The following is a 22,986-nucleotide window of genomic DNA, read 5'->3' as shown; positions in this document are numbered from 1 at the left end:
CCTTGAACTCCTTTTATATTAATTAGCACATTGTTTATTATCAGTATCAATAGACCACCCAATAATCGTGGCACAATCTCTACCTTTCCACTGCAGTACATTTGTTAATACTGGCTCAATCTGCAAGCTATTCCCGTCATGTAATATTTCTACTAAAGATTGATCATCATCAAACCTTCGTTTATCACACTCTAAAATACCGTCCGTTGCCATTACAATGTGATTCATTCCTTTTTCTAATCCTCTTACACCTGACGTAAAGCAAGGTGTATTTGCTGCAAAAATATTTTTCCTGCCAATATATTCGTAATTTTTCCGTTTATTTAATCGTCCTTTTCCATTTTTCGTTTTCTCAGAATGGAATAAATACGCGAAACAATCACCAACTGATAACCAATATAAAAATTCGCCTTTTCGTAAACAAATTAAGCAAGCGAGTTCCTCATCATCTTGATCACACTTTTTAATAAATAACTCATCTGTAAATAACGCTAATAAGTACATATGTGTATGATGAAAAGCTAAATGTATTGGATATGAGAATAACTCTTTTAGTTTTTCTTTTCTTTCCGAAATCGCTTCTATTATATAATCTATATTTTTTGTTTTGTGATGTGTATCAAAAATCATAACAAATTCAAAGTGTAATTCAGGATCCCACCAAGCCAGCACCGCATCTCCTCGTTCATATGCATCACTCTCTTGATTTCCCCCATATACGCCGACTGAAAGAGGACCACATTTTTCAACATGTATTTCATCTACATACATCTGTTCATGACTAATCCATTTGAATGTATTCACAGCTATCATCCTCTCTCTTGCTAAATGTATACCTTTACACATAGATTACCTTATATTTCAATAAAAATAAACTTTTTCAACATTTTTTATCCAAATAAAAGGATTTTATTTCTAAAACAACGAATATATCTTACTATACGATATAAAAAGGGGATTTATTATTATGAACAACATTAATCAACATTGGGAGAGCATTTATTATCACTTACGATACGAATACGAGGACAACCTTTCCCACCAAGCAATTCGTATTTTACAAATCGTTTCTCGTGAGAAAGATATAACAATTGGAAAAGTCGCTACTGAGCTTAGTCTTTCTCATAACACAGCATCTGAACATATAAAACGCCTTATTCAAAAGGGTTTCATCGTTAAAGAGAGAAATAAAAAAGATGAAAGAGTGGTAAACCTTACATTAACAATTGAAGGAATTGAAGTATTAGAAAAAAATACTTTACTAGATAAAGAAAAGATAAAAATATTAGAATCACAGTTATCAAAAGAAGAACAACAATTAATTGAAAAAGCATTTTCCTTATTAGCGAAGGAGGCAAAATATGCATTTCCTCGTTAAAATAATCGTTTCGGCACTTATTATCGGCGTTATCACTGAAGTCGCTAAACATTACAGTACGATAGGTGGCTTTATTGCTGCTCTTCCTCTCGTGAGTTTACTTAGTCTATTTTGGATTTCATTCGAAGGCGGAAATAAACAAGAATTGAGTCAATTTGCTTTAGGGGTATTATATGGATTCCCCGCATCAGCACTACTATTATTTATTGTCTATATTGGTTTAAAAAATTCATTTACACTTAGTACATCTGTCCTACTTGGTATAGGTGTTTGGTGTATCGTTTTTGCTTGTCAAAAATTATTTCAAACTTAGGAGGAATTAACATTCATAAATTTGTAGAAATAATGGGGCAAAATATAGAAGTACATATAAAAGGAGATGGTAAACAAACTGTAGTCATTCAAACCGGAATGACTTGCTCATTTTATGATTGGTTTCCTATTATAGAAAAGCTTTCAGAGCACTTTACAGTTGTTTCATACCATCGCCCAGGTTACGGAAAAAGTGATTTAGGCAATCAGCCGCGTACAATAAGGCAAGTTACAAAAGAGCTACATATGTTACTAAACAAACTAGCTATTCAAGAACCATTTATTCTAATCGGTCATTCCTATGGAGGATTATGTGCACAACATTTTGCGATGTTACATGAAGATAAGCTGCAAGCACTTATTTTAGTTGATTCTACTTCGATGAACTTACACCGTTTAGATGAACTTCATTTACCAATTTCTGATCAAACTGATTCTGATGATGTTTGGTTTCAAAAATATAATATATATTCCAAAATGGATGTAGACACACTTTATAATGAACTAAAACCTATTCTCACCGATCAATCAAAACAGCAAATTGAATTCTCTACCTCGCCTTCATTATATAAAGCGACAGCTTCTGAACTATCGGAGTGGAAAAACTGTGCTCTCTCACTAAAAGAGCTATGTAAAACATTAGAAATACCATTAATCGTTATCGGTAGAGATCCTCAATATTCTATTACTCAATTGACTAATGGTGGCATGCCAAAAGAGGAAGCAACACAACTTGAAGCAATGTGGCAAGAACTAATTCACGAACAATTACACCTCTCAACTAACAACCAATATATTCTTGCCGAACATGCTAGTCACGGTATAGAAAATGATCGACCAGATATTATTATTAAGGCGATTCATTTCTTACATATCAAAAAAGGAAGCAACTAAAGCTGCTTCCTTACTTATCTATTCATAATCTTCTTCATCATCGATTTCTTCGTAATATGAACTTCCATTACTTACATATATAGGGCCATTCGCAACATCAATACGTAGTACCCACGCCCATGGCACAGCTAAACGTTTATGTATCGCTCGCCAAAAGCTCATTGATTTTCTTTCGTACTCCTGGAACTCCTGAAGTAACTCTTTGTAGGAGGAACCGTCTAACTGAATATTTGCTTCTAACAAACGAGAATGGGCATAGTACTGTAACTCTAGTTCAGCAGCAATTTCCATTTCTTCTTCCGTTGCCATACCAATGATTGTTCCATCTTCTGGTGCAATTTCATATACGTTTTGAACTTCAATAAGCCCTTCTTTCTCTTTCTCAAACATGTAAACAGCCTCCTTTAACATATATTTTTTATGTTACAAAGTCATACTTCTACAATAACTTCTCTCTTTCCTCTTTTTTTGATAAACTTTTACAAAATATTTAACCGATGACCTGTTTTCTCTATTCTTTCAGCAGAAATGAAACGATTTTTATCAAAATTTAATTTATACACATCAGGCATATGAAGTGTTTTCCAAAACTCAAAATCATATTTCGAATTAAAATAATTCATGAGTAATACCATAATATTTCCATGCGTACCTATTACAATATTCTTACCTTCATATTGTTTTAATATATTTTGCATACATATTACAGCGCGCCTTTGTGCGATATCATTCGATTCTCCGCCTTCGTATGCAAAACTCCAATCTTCCCACACATTCTGCATAGCATCATTAAAATTTGATACTGGCTCTGTGCTCAATAATCTTTCACGCAAATCTTCTTCTGTTTGTATTGATAATTTATATGTATTCGCAATTCCTTGTACAGTTTGGATTGCTCTTTTGTACGGACTAGAAATAACAACATCAATATGTTTATCTTTTAATAAATGTGTTACATTCTCTGCATCACAGTGCCCTTTTTCAGATAAAGGTCGTTCCCGTTCTTCTTTTGTATATGTAGAATGGGCATGGCGAACGAAATATATTGTTGTCATTTTTCAACCTCCTTTCTTATTTTCAATTTATATTCAATAATAAGATTAGAAAATCCTGTATTACAAAAGAGCACTTTGCATAAGCGCTCTTTTGTTTACATAATAAAATTATTTCATTATAATTTATTTCTGAATTCCTCACTTATGACAATATCTCGAATAAAGTAATCCATATTACTTAGAAGTTTTTCAAATGCTTTTTCACTCAAATTGTTCATCATAAAGACAATCTCAATCTTATTCCCTTTTTTATCAGTACCATAGAAACTATTTGTTAATACAAATGCCGTAGAACCACCTTTCTGTCCAGCAAATTCGAACATACCCTCTCCTACGGTTCCTTTAAATATATTCTCAATCTCACCTTGCATTTGTGGTGTAAAATAATTTCTGCTATTTATCTTTTCCAGTAAACTCATGTAATCCTTCGCATTTGCACTTATAAACCGATCTGACCAAATACGCTGAAAGTCCATATCGGCTTTTAAAGATATCTCGCGTTTTGTCCATTCTTTCTCGTCTTTCATCCATTCATGTATTTGCCATACATGCTTAACATATTCATCATTAGACATATTACGTAGCTTGTCCAATGCTTTATTTTGAGGAATATGCAGTTCTTTTTCAACATAGCCCCTCATATATAATGCCCCTGTATACGTTGGATAAAATTCATCGTGACTATTTAAGCCTAACTCTTTCAAACTTTCATTTATCCGCGCTGCTCCAAGCTTGTCCAATAAATATGATGCATTCGCATTCGAACTATAATGGATCATTCCTTTCACTACTTCTTCTAAAGAAGTTTGACCACCCTTCACTAACTCTTTAACTTTTACATCATCTAGCCATGCAGGGTGTGCACCACCATCAGTATTTTTCACATAGTATTTTTCTAATTCTTTCAATGAAATTTGCTCGTCTTTTCTTATTTTCCCTTCAGCTACTTGCTTAGCATATTCAATTGCTATAACGATTTTCGACATACTTGCTAGCGGTAGTTTTTCTTTTTCATTTATTGATGTCAATGTTTCACCATTTCTTTTAACAATTAAAGAAGTTGTTTTATCATCCTTATGTTCTTTTATATAATTTAGCACATAATTAGAGTCTTCTTTGGAATTGACATATTCCTTCACTGAAAAGAAAGCTATACAGCCTACTATAGTAATTCCAGCTATAATTCCAACAACTTTTAATCCCCTCATGATACTCCCCCTAAAATAAACATATTATATATTATACTAAATAAATTTCCCTTTTTAAGTAATAATTAGATTATTTATACAAAAACACTTCTTTTCTTAAACAACAAAAAAACATGCCTTCATTAGGAAAGCATGTTTTGTGATATCCTTCACATTGTTTAGTTAAAAAATAAATGTTTACTTACCATGATGTAACATTAAATCACTAAGTTCTTCTTCAATGTGATTTAATTTCGCAACGCCTTCTTTCCATTTATGAATATAACGTGAAACCCCAACAAAAAACAAAACAATAATTGTGGAAAGAATAATACCATATACGATTGCTACAGTACTCATAGTTACACTTCCTTATAATTAGTAATGTGGTTATTAGTTATATTTTTATTATAAACCTTTTTCTTTTAAAATACTTCGATTTCAACTTTTTGTAACAAAATTGATTTTTCTAACATTTCGTTCGTGAAAATGGCATATTTTTCACAAATTATACAAAACTTCACCATATGTACTATTACCATATGAGTTATATTATTAAATAGAATAAAGGGGATGATATACTATGACGACTTGGTTTATTGTAATGTTAGTTGTATTTGGAGCATTTAAAATTATCGTTTCTAGCCTTCCTAACTCTGTTATTGAATCCATTATTAGTCGCTTTGAAACACATCCACAACTTGAAGAAGAGAATGTGACTATTACAATTCACGGAAATAACGTAGAAGGCGAACAGAAATCAAAAATTATTCATGATTTTAACGAAGGTTTATTTTTAGATCGCTATTATGCACCACCCCATAATGAAGGCACTCCTTTAATTATCCATGCAAAACGTGGTAAAAAAGATTTCACATTTTATATTTACAGTCATGAAGAGCATGTTGATGTTGTAAAGCAATATAAAAAGAAGGTAGTTGCTTATAGTTTACGCTCTAAAAACCTTCAAAATAGTGATATGTTCGTGTCAGCTGATTTAGCTTAATACTCATGTATAAAAAGGAATCCATGGCATATGGATTCCTTTTTACTATTTACTGAAAAATAAGCTCTGTCTTTAAACTATCTTTCGGTAACAACCAGCCTTTTTTCTCTAAACTCGCTATTAATAATTCCCTTTGTTTTGTCGCAATACTTTCTTCATTTGTTTTAAATGACACTTCTATTACGAAGTCATCTTCTAATTTCCCAGTATTACTTAATGGCCAAATTTCAATATTTGCTTTTATGTTTTCAAAATCTCCTGTATATCGCTTCATTAATACAGGACCGTAAATACGGGAATTCTTTAACATCTCTTCTCCCCAATTTGTATACAACCATTTGTTCATTTTCCCTGGTAATTTTTCTATTAACATGTTTTGAGCAGCTTGTTCATTTGGTAAATCAAGTATCCCATATCCTTTAGCACTGTAGCTTTTCTTATTTGAAATGCTTAATGTTTTCTTCTCAAATCCCCAATCTATTTCCGCCTCATAACTATCCGTATTACTATCGAATCCTTCTTTTTTAGCTACTTCTAGTGCATCTTGAATTACACCATTTTGAATAGGATATCTTTTTTTATATGTTAGTTCAAAATCTTTACTAAATTCTTTCTTTCGAATTCTAGCAAACCAACCTTCCTCGCTTAAACTTTTATTCGCAGTATCTAAAAATTGTACTTGTATTCTTTCATATTTTGTACCAGCCTGGAAATGTTCTAACACCTCTTGCTTCATCTCTTTGTTATCACCTAATACTTGTTCTGGCTTCAATAATAACTTCACTTCAAAACTAGGTTTCATTGGACTAGCTGCAAACCCTTCCTTAACGTTATAAAGGAAACAACAAAAGAAAATGCTTACGAATACAAATACTTTTTTCATATACCTATCCCCTTTACATTTCAAATGACTTCTACACGTTCCATTGCAAGTGAATATACATTTTCATATCCTGCTGTACTTAGCTTTTGTTGTAATCGATCCGTATCCTCTTTCAAAGCGTGCACTAGCACCGTATGTTCTGGTAATAATGTATTTAACATCTCTTTAACGTCTCTTATACTTTGGTGAACTTTATACACAACTCGATTCACCCTACATGTATTCCTTACATGCTCTTTCATAACTTTTTCTGCAAAACTCCCTTTCGCAATATGCCCAGTAAAAATAACGGCATTCCGTTTTTCATTCCGAAGTTGTTCATAATATAACTGCGCTCGTTTCGTTTGCATATTCGCATCACTCATTACAACTATTCCGTAACTATTTTGCATACTAATATCATTATCCATCACTATTATGTTTCTTTTTAAACTCTCCATAACCCATTTAAGTTCTTCATTATTTTTTATCCAATCTTTATATACGAACATCTCTTCAAACCCAGCCAAAATTTCTTTATCTACTATAAGCGGAAATTCTTTATATCGTTCATATAAATACAATACTATATCTTGTGCCCTACCAAGTTGTGGCAGCGGTAATAATGCTATTCCTTTATTTTGCATAACTCGTTCAATTTCTGCACATAGATCGTCTAATCTTTCATTTTGCGAAACATCCTCTGTGTGATAAGCGGCATCTACAATTGCAACTTTTATATTGTGGCCCAATTTCTCAGGTAAATTAGCTCGTAGTATATTAGACTCTGCTGAATAGTCGCCTGAATAAAATACGTATGTATTACACATATCAACTAAAAACCAAACAGCTCCTAATACATGCCCACTATATCCCCATTGAAACCGCAATGTAGGAGTAATTTGTACCCATTCATTTGGATTGCTAATCTCATCAATACATACATAATTTAAATCTTTTATGTGTTGGTCGCTATAAGGTAAATTCCACCCTTGCATCACATTATAGTTTCTCCATTTTTCATAATATAACGGCAGTTTCTCCTTCGTATAACGAGTCGTCCAAATTTTTTTCTTATATCCATACTTCGCTAATAAAGGTAAACCCATCGTATGATCTTCATGAATATGTGATAAAAATATCGCATCTAAAAATGGAGCAGCTTCTCTCTCTATTTTTGGATAACCATCCTCATAAGATCGATTAATACCACAATCAAATACTATTTTCGTCTCTTTATTTTTTACAAAATAGCAGGAGCGACCGTACTCTCCTGCTCCTCCCCATACTTCTACCCTCATCATGCTACCCCTTTTCGCTTTTGCTCCATATGTTGCAGCAATAATAAGCACATTGTTGTAAGTCCAACAGAAACAACAGCCATCGCCATGCCTATAGATACTTCACCCTGTTCAAATTGGGCAAAAATAAACGTTGCTGACGTTTCTACTGATGGAGGTAATACGAGAAGCGATGCTACTAACTCTCTTATCGAAATTGTAAATGTCATCGCCCATCCAGCAATAATGCCTGGGATAATAAGAGGCATTATTATTTTTCTAAAAATATAAATATAATTTCCAGAAAAAACACTTCCTGCCTGCATGAGAGAATCATCAATTTGTCCGAGTGATGATTTTACATATTGCACCGTGTAAGGTAAAAACAGAACAACATACGTTACGATAACCATGATTGGTGTATTGTAAATTGACATAGGCATATATGGTGAATTCCAAAATAGAATAAGACCTACAACCATAACGATTCCTGGTACCATATTCGGTAACATACCGCACATATCAAGCCATTTTTCAGAGGTTTTTTTCCCCTTTCGAATCATAAGTGCCAAAAAGACTCCAATCATTACCGCGATAATCGCTGTTACGAGTGAAAAAAGAAAACTATTCCATAAAGCCTCTAATCCCGGAGATCCTATTGTAAACAATGCCTCATAATGGCTTGTTGTAAAGTTATTTACATGTAAACCGCCGCCTCTTAATTTTGACAAAGAAGCAATAAGTATAGAAAAGTATGGAATTCCAATTGATACGATTAATAAACCAATTACATACATCCATGCTACAACGCGCGTAAATATAGACAAAGTATATCTTTTAGATTTCACACCTTTTCCACTAACCATTGCATATGAATACTTTCGATTCAATACATTTTGCATATACCAAATAAGCATACAAGCACTAAGTAATAAAGAAGATAATGCTGTTGCACTACTAAAATCAATTGGCCAACTCGAAATAAATTTATGGATTTCTGATGTTAACACGTGGAATCCTATTCTACGTCCGAATGTAGCCGGTGTTCCAAATTCAGCAATCGTCTTTACGAAAATGAGTAAAGCACCCATTACATAACTTGATACTAATAACGGCAATATTATTTTTCTTAAACGATAGAAAAAACTTCCGCCATGAACTGCTGCAGCTTCTTCTTTACTACTCCCAATCTGAAGTAACGTGTTTTTCAGCATGAAATAAAGAAATGGGAATAAATGCAGACTCATAATTAATACCATACCTCCTAAACTAAAAAACGATGATGAAACTGTCTTTAGCATAGGAAAAAATTGTTCAAAATAGCCGTTAGGTTGCATGAACAAAATCCAGCCCATCGATCCAATATACGGCGGTGTCATAAATGGAATCATAAAAACAATATCTAACTTACTATACTTTCCTACATCTGTTTTGCTCATAATAAATGCCAATGGAAATGCAAATATTGTAGCTCCTATTACAACGAGTACACCTAGAAGCATCGAATTTAGAAAAATCCCAGCTAATCCACCACTCTGTATCACTTCAAAAGGCTTTAAAAAATTCCAACTGCTATTTTCATATACACTAGAAAATAAAATAAGAAAAAGTGGAATGACGATTAACATCGCCACAAGTAATAATGCTACCGTCATTCCAACTTGTCTTACTGATACGAATCGATTTACCATGGAATCACCATCTTATTGAAATACTTTCTTAAATTGTTTTCCTATTTCATCTTGCTCTTTCTCAACTGTTTTCCAATCAATATTTAATACTGGAATCTCTTCTACATTTGGTCTATTTTCAGCTTTTATATCTGTTCTACCAGGCAATAAATACGCTTTAGAAACTTGTTTTTGTACATCATCGGATAATAAATAATCAATAAACTCTTTTGCACCTTCAACATTTTTACTATCCTTCATAATCCCAGCTGCACGTGGGCTAATAACTGTTCCGCTTTTTGGATATACGATATCAACAGGTTCACCCTTTGCTTTTGCGCTATACGTCATATAATCAACACCCGCAATGACCATATCTTTCGCACCTGTTACAACTGGGTCTAACGCTTCCTGATTTGCTCCTGCTACTGTAACTTCATTTTTCTTAAGCTGCTCAAATAAATTCCATCCATCTTGTCCATTCTTTTTCACGTATCCTGTTACAAAGTCTAAAGCTGAACCTGAAAGTGCTGGATCTGGAAGATTCACTTTCCCTTTCCATTCTCCTTTCGTTATATCGCTCCAATCTTCAGGCGCTGTCTTCACATTTTTTGTATTGTACACAATCCCTAATGCTGAAGCACTATACCCGAAATAATGTCCTTTATCATCTGACCATTCAGAACGCAGCTTATCAGCTTGTTTCGCTTCTTTATAAGCTAACGTTTGACCCTCTTTCTTTAATCCTTCCATCGCTGGTAATGATGCAAGTACGACTACATCAACGACTGGATTTTTCTTTTCAGCTTCCATTCTCGCTAAAATTTTACCAGTTGTCCCTTGAAACATTTCCACCTTTATACCAGTTTTCTTTTCAAAGTCTTTTTGAATTTTTTCTGCTAACCCTTTTGGCCCTGCACTATATACAACAATTTTCTTTTCAGTCGTATTTTTACTTTTCGCATCTGCATTGCCTGTCTTTGAACTACACCCTGTTACTACAGCCGAAAATAATAAAGTACATACAAATAAAGACTTAAGCGAACTGAATTTCTTCATACGATTCTCCCCCTATATGATGAATACATTTTTTTGGCACATATAACGATACTGGTTTACCGATGCTTAGCTTACTATTGTGATAGGCTGTCCAGATGCCTAAAGTCCCCATATTTACTTTCACTTCATAACGTTCTCCTACATATGTAACGTGCTTAATTTCACCTGTATACATTTCGCACACTTCATTTTTCGTCCAGCTCACATGCTCTGGACGAATCATTTTTTCACCCTCTACAAGCCAATTCGCCTTACCAACAAATTTGGCAACAAATTCATGAGACGGTTTCACATAAATATCTTCCGGTGTTCCTTTTTGTAATACTTCTCCTTGTTTCATGACAATAATTTGGTCTGACATTGACATTGCTTCTGTTTGGTCATGAGTGACATACAGTGCAGTTAAACCAATGGAATGAACGATATCCATAAGCTCTATTCTCATTTCTTCTCGCAAAATTGCATCGAGTGCACTTAGCGGTTCATCAAACAAAATAAAATGAGGTTTTGTTACAATTGCTCTAGCGAATGCGACACGTTGTTGCTGTCCACCAGAAAGTTCGTGTGGATACCTTTTCTCCATACCTTGCAGGCGAACTCGCTTTATCGCATCTTCTACTTTTTCTCGCAATTGATTCGTTTGCTTTGTAGCTCTTAAACCAAATGCAACATTTTCAAAAACAGTCATGTGCGGCCATAAAGCAAAATCTTGAAATACCATACCGATATTCCGTTCATGAGGAGATGTCTTTATCTTTTTTGCAGCAGAATACATGCACTGGTCTCCAAAATATATTTCTCCCTTATCTGGTTCTTCAAGCCCTGCTATCATTCTAAGTAAAGTCGTTTTCCCACACCCCGAAGGTCCTAAAAGTGTAGTGAATTCCCCTTGTTTCATTACAATCTGCAACGTCTTTAACGCCTGTATTTTTCCAAATGCCTTTTCTAATCCACTAATTGTAATATCCATTGCTTCACCTCTCTCCCCTCATTCTTAACCTGCTTTCATTCTATATGGAAGATTTATACTGAATGTTAATGTACTGTAAAGATTAAATTAAAAAACTTCTAATAAACTATTTATTTCTATAGATTTTTTCTATAGTTAAAATAAAAAAGGCGGCAATTCATAATGAATCTCTTAAAATTAGAAATTGTAGTACTTATTAAGAAATACAAAAAGCTTACAATCGTTGCAGAAAAACTTGGCGTTAAACAACCAACTATTACATTTCATATAAAAAGCTTAGAAGAAGAACTCGGTGTATCTCTATTCGAATTACGTTCTGGAAGGTATTTCTTAACAGAGGCTGGTGAGGCTTTGCACCATTATGCTTGTAAAATAGATGCACTTATGAAAGAAGCTAGACGTGTCACGCAAGAGTTTAAAGATTTTCATAAAGGTGCTATAACAATCGGCGCTAGTTATGTACCAGCGACTTATCTTTTGCCAGAAGTCGTTCATCAATTTCAATGTGAATTTCCCAATATAAAAATAACGCTACTAGTGAAAACAGCCCCTGAAATTCGAATGATGCTACAAAATCACGAAATCGATCTTGGGATAATTTCCGCTGCTCCATTTGATGAACCACTTTTAAAACAAACGAATATAATGCCCGATACACTTGTTCTTGCCTTTTCCAAAGAACATCATTTTTCAAAGAAAGACAATGTATCGTTACAAAATATCGAAAAGGAACGCATACTATTGCATCGTAATCCATCTACAACGAGAGATTTACTTACACAATGGACGTTGGCGCACAACATTACATTCCAATCTGAAATTGAATTAGACTCATTAGAAACGATGAAACAAATTTTAAAATATGGTAATGGAATTGCCTTTATTTCTAAACTTGCTATCGAGCAAGAAATACAACGAAATGAGCTATGCTATATACCAATCCCTGAATTTGAATTTCAGCGTAATATTTATACGATTCATCATGAGGACAGATGGAATTCTAAAATCATTTCTTTTTTACTACAGAGCATCACTTCATTTGCAACAAAAAATTAAAAGGCTGTCGTTATGCACGACAGCCTTTTAAACTATAAATCTATTTATTTTTCTTTGCCTCAATTTTTGCTTGCGCCTCTTCAGCCTTATCTAATGCTTCTGATACTTTCTTCTCTTTTTCTTTCACTTCATCTATACTATCGACAGCTTTAATAAGTTTATCGATTCCTTCTTCTTCTACCTTTCTACGCTTTGCCACTCTTTCATTTACTTTCTCTTCCACATCTTTTGCTTTTTGAAGCATATTCTCTGCATTTGATGTTACAGCTTTTTCAAGTTCATCATCTTTTTTCTTTTGTAACACTTCATTTGCAATGTCTTTCGCTTCTAAATACTTACCGTCTTTTAATGCTGTTGCTCCGTGATCCATTCTCTCAGCAACTTCTTTATATGATTTCGCTTCATTTCCTGATTTCTCTTTTTCTGCTTTTTCGAACCACATTGTTGCATCACTATACTTTTCATCTTTCAATGATTGCATACCTGTTTCAATATATGTGTCATAATTGCTACATCCAGCCATTACGACTAATAGAAAAAGCATAACAAAACTTAATTTTTTCATGCTGTTGTCTCCTTTTCTTTGCAAGCTCACTTTACTTTAACATACATGAAAAAGAGTTTCAAAAACTAAAATACTAATTTAGTCATTTTTATAATGATAAGTCAAATTTTTATTATTTTCTTATTTTTAAGCGGACACATCTACTTGTTTTTTCGCCATATGTTGCTTTACTCCAACTAATACAACTAACAATAACCCTCCACCTATTGTCATCATAACAATGCTAGTTGGCAACATATCTAATAGTAGTCCATATACAATCATACCAAGCGGTGCGATTGCAGTCGCAATTGTTTCAAGTAGGCCAAACACACGCCCTAGGTAGCTCGGATCTGTCGTTTTTTGCATATGTACTTGCATTGGAATGTTTACAATCATAATTGCTATACCAGTTAACATCATAAAAGCAATATAGTAAATAAAACTTGCTACTTTTGGAATGATAACTAACAATGGAAAGGCTGTACATAAACTTAAACCTGCAAACAAAAACAGTCCAGTATAAATAGAACGAAACGGATTATTCACTTCTTTACGCACTGATAAAGCAATCGCTCCCATTAGCATCCCGACTGCTAACATTCCCTCTACAGTACCGAGTTGCTTTGAAGATAAATGCAATGTATGGACGATAATGTACGGAAGTGCAACTGTTAGACCACACGCAAAAAAGTTTACCCACAATGCTATTTTCATTAGACCATATATTTCACGTTGTCTTTTTACATATAAAAAACCTTCTTTTATACTCGTCAAGAAATGCTCTGTACTTTCAGCCACTTCTTTTTTATATAAATCAAATACGATAAATAATTGCAAAATAACCGCTAAAAAGAACGTAATGCTATTTAATAGGAAAAACGATTTAATTGAAAAGAAACCATATACAACTCCGCCAATAATCGGGCCTAAAATATTTGATAAAGAAGCCGCCGTTTGATTTAAAGCACTCGCTTTTTGAATACGTCCTTCATCTACTAAACTCGGAATAGACGAAGTTAATGCAACAGAATAAAAACTTGCACAAATTGATAATAATGCTGCTGAAATATAAATAAAAAGAAGTGATGGCCCAAATATAGTAGCAAGAATAAACATACTAAGCATCGTTAAACTACTTAATAAATCAGTACCAATGACAAGCCATTTTCGATTCACACGGTCTGCTACAGCACCAGCAATTGGGCCACAGATCATCCTTGGAAGTGATCCGCAAACGAGCGTAATTGCAAAACCCATCCCTGAACCAGTAGTCTTTAATACATATAATCCCATTGCGAACGTATAAATACCTGCGCCTAATAAAGACGTCATTTTTCCAATCATCATTAAAATGATATTTCTAGTTGCAATCTTCATTCTTGAATCATGTTTTCCTATACTTATATCTCCCATTTTTGACTCTCTCCCCTTAAAAGTTAAATCGTGTTAAACTTATTATATAATCAACTTTCCAATTTTCACAACAAAAAGTTAAATACAATTAAACTTTTTAAATATAAAGGAGCAATAATATGGCAACTCTCGGTGAAAAAATTAAAGCATTACGAAAAGAAAAAAAGCTTACGCAAACAGCACTGGCAGGTTCGGAACTGACAAAAAGTATGCTTAGTCAAATTGAAAATGGAAAAGCTACACCTTCTATGAAAACATTACAATATATTGCGGAAAAACTTGAATGTGAAACGAGCTTTTTATTAGAAGAAGATGAAGAAGAAATTGTGGAACTCATTCAAAAAATGGAGCCATTAATAAAATCAAATAAATGCGATGAAGTATACAAGACTTTACTACCTATCGTTCAAAAAGAACTACCCCTTACTTTAAACACAGCACGTTTATATAAACAGTTCATAACTGGAGCGGCCATTATGAACGATTACAATATTGAATATTACGTTGAAACAGCTGTTTCTATATTTGAAAAATATACTTTGTATCGTGAAAGTACTGAAACGAAACTACTGTTTTACTATATGCTCTTCAAACGTAAAAAATATAAAGAATGTTTACAGATGATTGCTACAATTCGTGATGAATATAAAGCGAAGAATTTAGAAATGGATCTCATTACACATATACAACTATACTTAAAAGAAGCCATTATTTTACTCGCATACGGCAATTATAAAAAATGTGAAAAAGTCATTTTAGATGCACTTGCATTTTCAAAAAAACATCAAGTGTATTATAAAACAGATGAATTTTATCGCATTTTATCTTACCAAAAAGTCATTACAGCTGATAAAGAACAGTATTTATATTACATAAAAAAATCAGAGCAATTTGCCATTTTTACAGAAGATATTCTATCCATTGCGATTATTGATATTTTAAAAGCTTACTACTACAACACAATTACTAATGAATATACAATCGCATTAGAACATCTAGAACAATTCCGAGAAAAACTAAAAGATGAACCAATCTTTCAAGACGATGGATTATATTATCTTGAAAAAGGAAAATCTTTGTATGGCTTAAAACGTTATAAGGAAGCTTTGGCAATATTAAAACACGCTACCATACCAGATTATATGAGTCATCCACTTGATCAATCGTGGGTATTAACAGCTGGGTCTTATCGTGCCCTGTGTCATATAAAACTTCAAGATAAAACAGCTGCTCTGAAAGAAGCAAAAGAAGCAGTTCAAACGATAGATGGTTATCCTAATTCCATCTTTTCTTCATTTATTAAAGAAACATTACAAATAATACAAAAACTTTAAGAATGTCTCTAAATGGTATATTATTCCTCTTTTTTAGCAAAGATAATAATGATAGGAGGAATATAAATGAATATACAACGTGCAATAGAGCTTTCTGTGTCAGCGGAACAAGCCAATGTCAGTTTTCAAGGCATGCCTGTTATGATTCAACACGTCGATGAAAGCAATGAAACCGCCCGCATATATGAAGTAAAAAACCCAGAACGCGAATTAACTGTTCCAGTTAATAGCTTAGAGGAAATATAAGAAATGCCACTTCTCTTTTGAAGTGGCATTTTTCTTCTTTCAGATTACTTATTATAAATTTCTTCAACCCTTTATTTTACATGAGCTGAAAAAATAAGAATTTTCTACTTCTTTTCTTTTTGTGACCTGCTAAAATACAAACTATGGATTAATTATTCGTACTATACATTAAGGAGGAAAAATAATGGCATCTACTTTAGAAAAAAACAAGCCTTATTATGCAGTTATATTCACTTCTAATTTATCAAATGATACAACAGACTATAATACCTTTGCCGAAGAAATGGAGAAACTTGCAAAGCAACAACCTGGATTTTTAGGTGTAGAAAGTTCAAGAGGTAATTCTGGACTCGGAATAACAATTTCTTATTGGGAATCACTTGATGCGATTGAAAATTGGAAAAAGAACACCTTACATAAAGAAGCGAAAAAAAGAGGTCGTGAGCAATGGTATGAAAACTTCCACCTGCGTATTTGCCTTGTTGAGAAAGAATTTAAGTTTCAAAGAGGCACAATATAACTATGAAAGAAAAATTAGCTCTCGTTATTGTTCATGAAATATATGGTGTGAACGACCATATGCATCACGTTATCCAGCACTTTACTTCATCTCATATAGATGTATTCTGTCCTAACCTTCTACAATCGCAACATGCATTTCATTATCATGATGAAGAAAAAGCATATGAACATTTTGTAAATCATATTGGATTTGATTATGGAAAAAAGCAAATTGAAGAATTCATTTCTCATCTTTCTAGTATTTATACACATATTGGACTTATCGGCTTTAGTGTTGGAGCTACCATCTCATGGCTATGTAGTAACGATCCGAAAATAAATTTTATTATCGGATGTTACGGTTCTCGTATACGCGACTATGTTCACATAAAGCCTACATGCGCTACACTACTTATATTCCCTGAAAAAGAAGCTAGTTTTTCAGTATCCTCTTTCATTCAAACATTGCAGCAACAGAATAACCCTTTATTAGAAATAAAACAACTACACGGTGAACATGGATTTCTAAATCCGTACACTGAAAAATATAACGAGCACTCTACAAAACAAGCATACAATTTAATAGATTCATTTCTTGTAAAGTGAAACTTTAATCAGTGGGGGGTTATCCCCCACCTAATCTCTTTTCTTACGTTGAGTTTTAAGGTGTGGGTCTTACTGCCCATGCGTGATAAAAACAATCTTATAAAGGAGACTCGAATGACGCTGACATTACTCTTACTTATTTTCATACTCATTGCCTTTATCTCAGCGCTAACTATCATTTTTAAAACCGTAAAAAAAGGGAGATTTTTCAACCGCCCCTACTTACAATCTATTATCATTTGCATTTTATTTTTTACAAATTGGATTTTATATGTAACAACTTTTTATTCGTTACTCCCCGAGAAAGTTAGCGAGTTCATATTCCTGCCCCTTTGGTTTTTCCTTTGTATTTTAGGATTTATCGCTTTTTGGCACGAATGGAGAAATAATCGTGTGTTCTCGATATGTATTGGTTTTCTTTCCTTTATTAGTTTTTTATTTGGGTTATTGTTGTTAGTTCTTTCCGGAATGTAATAGAAGAAGGAAGAAAAGCCAACTTTCAACTTTTCTTCCTTCTATGTTTACCTTTAGTTTTCACTGTCACTGATTCACAAGGTGTATAATATATTTGAGGTGTCGCCTTATCAACAAACATCATAAACGTAACGAAACCGATAATAAAGAAAATAAACAACGTTAACAAAATTGCTCCTATCGTTAAAAGTATCATAACACCACCCCTATATTTTTTATGTTATTACACTTTTCGCTATGATATGAGCGTAATCCTTTTTAGAAAAAGAAACGTAACAAAATAATCACAATCACTCCTGTTAATACTGTACCTAATAAACTACGAGTATATATCGCTACAAGAAATGTTGGAATTGCTGCAATAAGATAATCCCACTGTATCGTCTCATGCATAAATAAAACTTGTGCTAAAAGCGCTGCTAATATCGCAATTGGTATGTAATTTAACCATTTTAAACCCCAGTCTGGAATTTGTAGTTTACTAAATACGAGTAGAGGTAAAATACGTGGCACGAGTGTGACAGCTCCTGCTGCTAGTAAAAGTAATAATACGTCTAATCTCATTTCCATTTTTCAATCACCACTCCAATCGTCGCAGCTAGTAATGTTGCGATAATAACCGCTATACTATCTGGCATAATTAAGTGTGAAACGTATGCAAGTATAATCGCTACAATTGCAACACTTAAATGAATTGCTAGCTTTGGTTTACTACTTATGAGCTGAAGTACAAATAATCCGATAAACATCGCTGGTAATGCATAATCCATCCCGTATGTATGTGGATCTGGTATCCACTCACCAAATAGCCCGCCAATGATAGTAGCAAGAATCCAGTTTAAATAAGCCGTTACATTTAGCCCAATCATCCATCTTTCGCCTAAATATCCTTTTTGCGCTGCATGCTGCACTGCGACGCCGAACGTTTCATCTGTAATTTGCGAACCAATAATGACGTTTTTTAATAGAGGTAGTTTCGTAAAGTACGGCGCGAGGGCAGCACTCATTAATAAATGGCGTAAATTAACAAAAAACACAGTAAAAATAATTGCGGAAGCAGGAGCACCGGCTGCATACATACCAGCTAATATAAATTGGGCAGAACCTGCATAAATTAAAGTCGACATAAATGCAATTTCAATGATAGAAAAACCTGTTGTTTTTGCAATTACACCAGCTGCTATACCGATGCTCAAGTAACCAAATACAGTTGGTAAACAATCTTTTACTCCTTGCTGAAATGTATCATCGCTCTGCAAAGCTACATGTGCCTCAGCTTTACTCATCTCTATCATCCTCCATTCCTTCTAAAGTTCGTTTTCCTGTTACGACATGAACTAAATCTATATTTTCACGCCATAACGTATCTAACTTATCAGCTCCAAATTCCTTTGTGATTTCTTCAACCATAATATCGTGTCGCACATACTCTGTAGCAACGAGAACTAGCGCTGGGTCATACGTTGTAACGGCCCATGAAGTGCTATCATTTGAGAAGTTCGCAATTAATACTTCCTCTCCATCACGAGCAATAACAGTTAAATGACCACCCATTCTCTTTTCAACAACGTGGGGCGTCATATAATTATGGTGAAATGTCGCTCCTATTTTTGTTTCTGGAGCTCCAAATAAGATTGAGAATATATTCACGCCTTCCTCTTCCTTTTGATGAATGTATGGCTCAATTTCATGCACTTGATCTTCCCATACAGAAATCCATAACTCTTCCTTTGCCCTATTAATTATATTGCATATCTCTTTTAAAACACGATCATTTGAGCGAATATGCGAAATTACATCTATTTGTCGCTCTTGTTCTAAACAATTTAATTTCTCATCTAAAAATTCAAATGACTTTTCAAAGTCTTTTCGCATTCGATTCATTAATTCGGTAGCTGGTACTGGTACATATTTAACTGGTTCAGAGGGTACAATATGCACCGCTCCTTTATCCATTAACTTACCGAGTACCTCGTAAATCATAGAACGAGGTACTCCTGTTTGTTTACTCACTTCATAGCCCGTTACTGGCGAATGTTTTAACAATCCAATATACGCTTTACATTCATATTGAGAAAATCCTAACTTTTGTAACTCCTTTATAATTTCATCCATCGGTAACCCCTCACAATCTAAATCGCCCTTACTTCAAAACGACGATTTTGCTTCCCTTTACTTTTTACTTTATCAATAACAAGTGTTCCTATTTCACTCGTATTTTTCACATGTGTGCCTCCACAAGCTTGTTCGTCTAAATTTTCAATTGTAACAATGCGGATTTCTTGGATGGTAGTTGGCAGGAGATTTATTGCTGTTTTAATCATTCCTACAGCATTTTCTGCTTCTTCGCGGCTCATATAACGAGTGGAAATTTCTTTATTTTGCTTAATAAGTTTATTCACTTCCTCAACAATTTCTTCTACTTCCACGCTCGATAACTCTTGTAACTCATTAAAATCGATACGTGCTTTATCAGGATAAATTTGATTTCCGGTGCATAGAGCTCCATACTTTTCATAAACAACAGCTCCGATAAGATGCAGTAAAGAGTGATGACGCATTAAATTATGACGTCTTTCCCAATTTATCTCTAATTTAACTGGACCTAATTTTACTTGAGCTTCATCTTTTATATAGTGAACTATTTCTCCTTGCTCCTTCTTTACTTTTTCAACTTCAAATACAGACCCATCTTGTACAATGACACCCGTATCACATTCTTGCCCTCCACCAGTTGGATAAAAAACTGTTTCCTTTACAAATACTTTATTCCCTTCTACTTTTATCACTTCTGTTTCGCAACTCGTTTTGTATGCATCTTCTAAATATAATGCCGTTGTCATACTCTCACCTCTTTAGTAGTTATAGTTATACCTACTAATATAAAAAAGAAGCTCCGTAAAGTCAATTGATAATTCTGAAATTTAAAATTAATAAAAGACTCCTTTATTAGGAGTCCACTATCTCAATATTTCATTCGCTTCTTTTTCATAAATTTTATCAAATGACGTCATAACGCGCTGTGATGCTTGAATCATCTTTTGATCTGTCATAAGATCGGCCATCTCTTTCGTCATATCTACATTTGAATTTTCTAGCATATGATTTTTTACTATTCCTGTTCCGTTCGGTAAATTAGCAATGTTTCCTTCTGCTAGTGTAAAGCTTTTATTTTCACGTTGTACGAGACGTGCATTCGTTTCTGCATCTACTGTTTTTGTCTGTAACTGTGCAATTACTATTCTCTTAATATCTGGTTTTTGCAAAGTTCCATCGTTTACTTCTCTATAAATTTCTCCATTATTAGATACGAAGAATTCAACATTTTCAGGAATATGAATACGCTCATTATTAACATCCATAACATAAGCACCTGAAGATGTTTGTAAATATCGATCACTATTTAATGTGAAACTACCATCTCTCGTTAAAAACGTTTCATCATTTTTAGAAGTAACAAAAAATGATGTTGTGCCGGCCGCGCCGTCATCTAAAAAGAAATCTGTAGCGCTATTTGTCATTTGTATATTTCCTTGTACTAAATTCACATGCGTTGCAGCTGGTACTACAGCGTAATCGACCGAACCGATATTTGTTACCGCCCCATCTCCGCGGCGATATGTGTCTTGTACATCAAATACTTTAGACGTCATATTTTCTGCTTTAAATCCTGTCGTTTGAGCATTTGCAACGTTATTCGAATGAACATTAATGCGCTGCATGTAATTCATCATGCCCATAGAACCTATATAAAGACCGTTCATATTCGTTTGAATAAGGCAAGCGCCTTATTCTTCACCTCTTTTCTACGATGTTTGTAACATTTGTTTTGCTAAATGTTCAGCTGTAGCGATATGTATATTTTTCTTTATGTCTTGGCCATCTGTCATTAATACAATAGGAGCTGATGATACTGCTGGAATTTTCAACAATTCGCCACTACTTGCTGTTTCATCAAATTTCGTAAACACAATACCATCTATATGAATATCTTTAAAGTTTGTAATAATTTCAATCATATCTTTGCTTTTCATTGAAGCTGATAACGTTAAACAAATATAATCTGGTTCTACTTGTCCCATTGTTTCAATCATTTCTTCCACTGTTTCTGACGTACGATAATTTTTCCCTGCCGTATCAATTAAAATATAATCGACGCGTGCTTCTTCTTTAAAATACGTAAGCGCTCTTGTCATTGCAGCTTCATCACGTACAGCAATTACTTCAGATCCAATTGTCTTTACGTTATCTTGCAATTGCTGTACTGTTCCTATGCGCGAATGATCTGTCGTTATAAAACCAACTGTTTTTTTCTTACCGTGAAATTGCCATGCCATTTTCGCGAGTGTCGTCGTTTTACCAACGCCAGTTGGACCGATTAATGCAATTGTTTGTACTTCTTTTTCAAAGACGTTTTCCGTATTGAAATGAGATTTCATATCTTCCAATATGTACCTGATAACTTCTTCTTCCGTAATCATCGTTGCATTTTCAAACTTTATTTTTAACTTTTCAGCATATGCATGAATGAAATATTGTTCCACATCGTTTTGTTCTAGCATCCGAATTACTTTTTGAATAATAAACGGTACAGATTCTTGATTTTCTTTCTTTGGAACTACTTCTTCTTTCTTTACTGGAACGACTTGTTTCACAACTTTTTTCTTTTTCGTTACTTTCGTTACTTCCGTTTCTTTCATCGGTTTCACAACGACGATTCCTTTTTCAAACAGCTTTAATAGTTTCTCTTTTTTTCTTGCCCATTCTTCACTATTTCCTGTTTGCATCGCCGCGTATGACATAGAAGTCGTTACGTTTTCTAAATTGTGCAGTACTGATTGAATTCCATTCGCCTTCACAATTTGTTCTGAAGGATCGTTCACAACATCCATTAACTGTTCATGAAATTGAGCTGTACCTTCATTCACTTCTTCCTGTTTTTCTTCTGGAAAAGCAACTAACATTTCATAATCCTTTTTCCAAAAAAACGGTATATTTCGTTTTACACTTTCATCGACAACATAATAATAATCTGTACCATATTGGTCAAATAACTTTCGATACAATTCATTTTTCGAAGCTGCTTTTATTCGCATTAACGCTTCTTTCTTTTCTGTACTTTCCATTACTTCACCC

The 22,986-nt window shown here is 33.8% G+C and carries 30 protein-coding genes; 10 read left to right on the top strand and 20 right to left on the bottom strand.

All coding sequences use genetic code 11. The features are described from left to right. Positions 1–18 precede the first annotated feature (18 nt). On the bottom strand, positions 19–846 hold the full coding sequence (locus DN404_RS21650; RefSeq protein ID WP_002023784.1) for a PP2C family serine/threonine-protein phosphatase: 828 nt from the start codon (positions 844–846) through the stop codon (positions 19–21). A 121-nt stretch (positions 847–967) separates the two neighbouring features. Here DN404_RS21650 and DN404_RS21645 point away from each other — a divergent pair, with 121 nt between their 5' ends. The 3 genes from DN404_RS21645 to DN404_RS21635 are packed head-to-tail and all read left to right on the top strand — an operon-like array spanning position 968 to position 2,584. Continuing rightward, positions 968–1,378, top strand: a complete 411-nt coding sequence (locus DN404_RS21645; RefSeq protein WP_149215444.1) for a MarR family winged helix-turn-helix transcriptional regulator — start codon at positions 968–970, stop codon at positions 1,376–1,378. Then, a complete protein-coding gene (locus DN404_RS21640) occupies positions 1,362–1,691 on the top strand; it encodes a DUF3147 family protein (protein WP_149215443.1) in 330 nt (109 codons plus the stop codon). Before DN404_RS21645 ends, DN404_RS21640 begins: the two co-directional genes overlap by 17 nt. Continuing rightward, positions 1,652–2,584 (top strand): alpha/beta fold hydrolase, encoded by a 933-nt coding sequence (locus tag DN404_RS21635; protein ID WP_149215442.1) that lies wholly within the window; start codon positions 1,652–1,654, stop codon positions 2,582–2,584. The genes DN404_RS21640 and DN404_RS21635 overlap by 40 nt, the downstream gene beginning before the upstream one ends. Before the next feature lie 18 nt (positions 2,585–2,602). On the opposite strand, the gene DN404_RS21630 is transcribed toward DN404_RS21635, so the two are convergent. The 5 genes from DN404_RS21630 to DN404_RS21610 all read right to left on the bottom strand — a co-directional run bounded on the left by DN404_RS21630 (position 2,603) and on the right by DN404_RS21610 (position 5,368). Continuing rightward, a complete protein-coding gene (locus DN404_RS21630) occupies positions 2,603–2,974 on the bottom strand; it encodes a hypothetical protein (RefSeq protein WP_000461779.1) in 372 nt (123 codons plus the stop codon). A gap of 89 nt (positions 2,975–3,063) precedes the next feature. After that, positions 3,064–3,639: a histidine phosphatase family protein gene (locus tag DN404_RS21625; protein WP_000208265.1), complete on the bottom strand. Its 576-nt coding sequence runs from the start codon at positions 3,637–3,639 to the stop codon at positions 3,064–3,066. Between the two features lie 116 nt (positions 3,640–3,755). Then, a complete protein-coding gene (locus DN404_RS21620) occupies positions 3,756–4,847 on the bottom strand; it encodes a serine hydrolase (protein WP_044306861.1) in 1,092 nt (363 codons plus the stop codon). Positions 4,848–5,024: 177 nt separating this feature from the next. Continuing rightward, positions 5,025–5,186 (bottom strand): hypothetical protein, encoded by a 162-nt coding sequence (locus DN404_RS21615; RefSeq protein ID WP_000108701.1) that lies wholly within the window; start codon positions 5,184–5,186, stop codon positions 5,025–5,027. Positions 5,187–5,251: 65 nt separating this feature from the next. Beyond that, positions 5,252–5,368, bottom strand: coding sequence for a hypothetical protein (locus DN404_RS21610; RefSeq protein WP_001987133.1), 117 nt, complete (start codon positions 5,366–5,368; stop codon positions 5,252–5,254). A 41-nt stretch (positions 5,369–5,409) separates the two neighbouring features. Between DN404_RS21610 and DN404_RS21605 the strand changes: the two genes are divergently transcribed. Next, entirely contained in the window at positions 5,410–5,832 is a 423-nt protein-coding gene (locus DN404_RS21605; RefSeq protein ID WP_139849107.1) for a YfmQ family protein, read from the top strand. 49 nt (positions 5,833–5,881) lie between these two features. Here the strand turns inward: DN404_RS21605 and DN404_RS21600 are convergent, their stop codons facing one another. Genes DN404_RS21600 through DN404_RS21580 form a run of 5 tightly spaced genes read right to left on the bottom strand, consistent with a single transcriptional unit; the run spans position 5,882 to position 11,673 of the window. Beyond that, entirely contained in the window at positions 5,882–6,715 is an 834-nt protein-coding gene (locus tag DN404_RS21600) for a hypothetical protein (RefSeq protein ID WP_071739715.1), read from the bottom strand. A 20-nt stretch (positions 6,716–6,735) separates the two neighbouring features. Beyond that, positions 6,736–7,998, bottom strand: coding sequence for an MBL fold metallo-hydrolase (locus DN404_RS21595; RefSeq protein WP_149215441.1), 1,263 nt, complete (start codon positions 7,996–7,998; stop codon positions 6,736–6,738). Further along, positions 7,995–9,665, bottom strand: a complete 1,671-nt coding sequence (locus tag DN404_RS21590) for an ABC transporter permease (RefSeq protein ID WP_048558349.1) — start codon at positions 9,663–9,665, stop codon at positions 7,995–7,997. The genes DN404_RS21595 and DN404_RS21590 overlap by 4 nt, the downstream gene beginning before the upstream one ends. A gap of 12 nt (positions 9,666–9,677) precedes the next feature. Next, positions 9,678–10,703, bottom strand: a complete 1,026-nt coding sequence (locus DN404_RS21585; protein ID WP_025709170.1) for an ABC transporter substrate-binding protein — start codon at positions 10,701–10,703, stop codon at positions 9,678–9,680. After that, positions 10,681–11,673 (bottom strand): ABC transporter ATP-binding protein, encoded by a 993-nt coding sequence (locus DN404_RS21580; protein WP_149215440.1) that lies wholly within the window; start codon positions 11,671–11,673, stop codon positions 10,681–10,683. The genes DN404_RS21585 and DN404_RS21580 overlap by 23 nt, the downstream gene beginning before the upstream one ends. Positions 11,674–11,835: 162 nt before the next feature. Between DN404_RS21580 and DN404_RS21575 the strand changes: the two genes are divergently transcribed. Continuing rightward, a complete protein-coding gene (locus DN404_RS21575; protein ID WP_001050611.1) occupies positions 11,836–12,729 on the top strand; it encodes a LysR family transcriptional regulator in 894 nt (297 codons plus the stop codon). A gap of 40 nt (positions 12,730–12,769) precedes the next feature. Here the strand turns inward: DN404_RS21575 and DN404_RS21570 are convergent, their stop codons facing one another. Further along, positions 12,770–13,294: a COG3014 family protein gene (locus DN404_RS21570; protein ID WP_000736443.1), complete on the bottom strand. Its 525-nt coding sequence runs from the start codon at positions 13,292–13,294 to the stop codon at positions 12,770–12,772. Between the two features lie 126 nt (positions 13,295–13,420). Next, positions 13,421–14,689 (bottom strand): MFS transporter, encoded by a 1,269-nt coding sequence (locus DN404_RS21565; protein ID WP_000502468.1) that lies wholly within the window; start codon positions 14,687–14,689, stop codon positions 13,421–13,423. Positions 14,690–14,808: 119 nt separating this feature from the next. On the opposite strand from DN404_RS21565, the gene DN404_RS21560 reads away from it, so the two are divergent. From DN404_RS21560 to DN404_RS21540, 5 genes are all read left to right on the top strand, one after another. Then, positions 14,809–16,023 carry a helix-turn-helix domain-containing protein gene (locus DN404_RS21560; RefSeq protein WP_149215439.1) on the top strand — a complete coding sequence of 405 codons (1,215 nt, stop codon included), beginning with the start codon at positions 14,809–14,811 and terminating at the stop codon, positions 16,021–16,023. Between the two features lie 66 nt (positions 16,024–16,089). Next, positions 16,090–16,269, top strand: coding sequence for an H-type small acid-soluble spore protein (locus DN404_RS21555; RefSeq protein ID WP_001025733.1), 180 nt, complete (start codon positions 16,090–16,092; stop codon positions 16,267–16,269). Positions 16,270–16,453: 184 nt separating this feature from the next. After that, entirely contained in the window at positions 16,454–16,789 is a 336-nt protein-coding gene (locus DN404_RS21550) for an antibiotic biosynthesis monooxygenase family protein (protein WP_149215438.1), read from the top strand. Between the two features lie 2 nt (positions 16,790–16,791). Further along, positions 16,792–17,376, top strand: coding sequence for a dienelactone hydrolase family protein (locus tag DN404_RS21545; RefSeq protein ID WP_063536048.1), 585 nt, complete (start codon positions 16,792–16,794; stop codon positions 17,374–17,376). 114 nt (positions 17,377–17,490) lie between these two features. After that, positions 17,491–17,850, top strand: coding sequence for a hypothetical protein (locus tag DN404_RS21540; protein ID WP_080470667.1), 360 nt, complete (start codon positions 17,491–17,493; stop codon positions 17,848–17,850). Positions 17,851–17,875: 25 nt separating this feature from the next. Here the strand turns inward: DN404_RS21540 and DN404_RS21535 are convergent, their stop codons facing one another. The 7 genes from DN404_RS21535 to flhF form a co-directional block, all read right to left on the bottom strand. Then, the gene (locus DN404_RS21535) at positions 17,876–18,046 is read right to left on the bottom strand and encodes a DUF3951 domain-containing protein (protein ID WP_000602244.1); all 171 of its coding nucleotides are present in this window, start codon (positions 18,044–18,046) and stop codon (positions 17,876–17,878) included. Positions 18,047–18,108: 62 nt separating this feature from the next. Beyond that, positions 18,109–18,420: an AzlD domain-containing protein gene (locus tag DN404_RS21530; RefSeq protein WP_017672964.1), complete on the bottom strand. Its 312-nt coding sequence runs from the start codon at positions 18,418–18,420 to the stop codon at positions 18,109–18,111. After that, positions 18,411–19,136 (bottom strand): AzlC family ABC transporter permease, encoded by a 726-nt coding sequence (locus tag DN404_RS21525; RefSeq protein ID WP_149215437.1) that lies wholly within the window; start codon positions 19,134–19,136, stop codon positions 18,411–18,413. The genes DN404_RS21530 and DN404_RS21525 overlap by 10 nt, the downstream gene beginning before the upstream one ends. After that, entirely contained in the window at positions 19,129–19,965 is an 837-nt protein-coding gene (locus tag DN404_RS21520) for a TrmB family transcriptional regulator (protein WP_000343354.1), read from the bottom strand. Before DN404_RS21520 ends, DN404_RS21525 begins: the two co-directional genes overlap by 8 nt. A 17-nt stretch (positions 19,966–19,982) precedes the next feature. Continuing rightward, positions 19,983–20,693, bottom strand: coding sequence for an alanyl-tRNA editing protein (locus DN404_RS21515; protein WP_000205380.1), 711 nt, complete (start codon positions 20,691–20,693; stop codon positions 19,983–19,985). A 117-nt stretch (positions 20,694–20,810) separates the two neighbouring features. Beyond that, on the bottom strand, positions 20,811–21,614 hold the full coding sequence (locus DN404_RS21510) for a flagellar basal-body rod protein FlgG (protein WP_001013937.1): 804 nt from the start codon (positions 21,612–21,614) through the stop codon (positions 20,811–20,813). A 42-nt stretch (positions 21,615–21,656) separates the two neighbouring features. Next, the gene (gene flhF, locus DN404_RS21505; protein WP_000446174.1) at positions 21,657–22,976 is read right to left on the bottom strand and encodes a flagellar biosynthesis GTPase FlhF; all 1,320 of its coding nucleotides are present in this window, start codon (positions 22,974–22,976) and stop codon (positions 21,657–21,659) included. Positions 22,977–22,986: the final 10 nt, after the last annotated feature.

The sequence above is a fragment of the Bacillus sp. TE8-1 genome, assembly GCF_008368855.1.
GTDB classification, from domain to species: Bacteria; Bacillota; Bacilli; order Bacillales; family Bacillaceae_G; genus Bacillus_A; species Bacillus_A cereus.
This window is presented reverse-complemented; position numbering and strand designations above follow the sequence as displayed.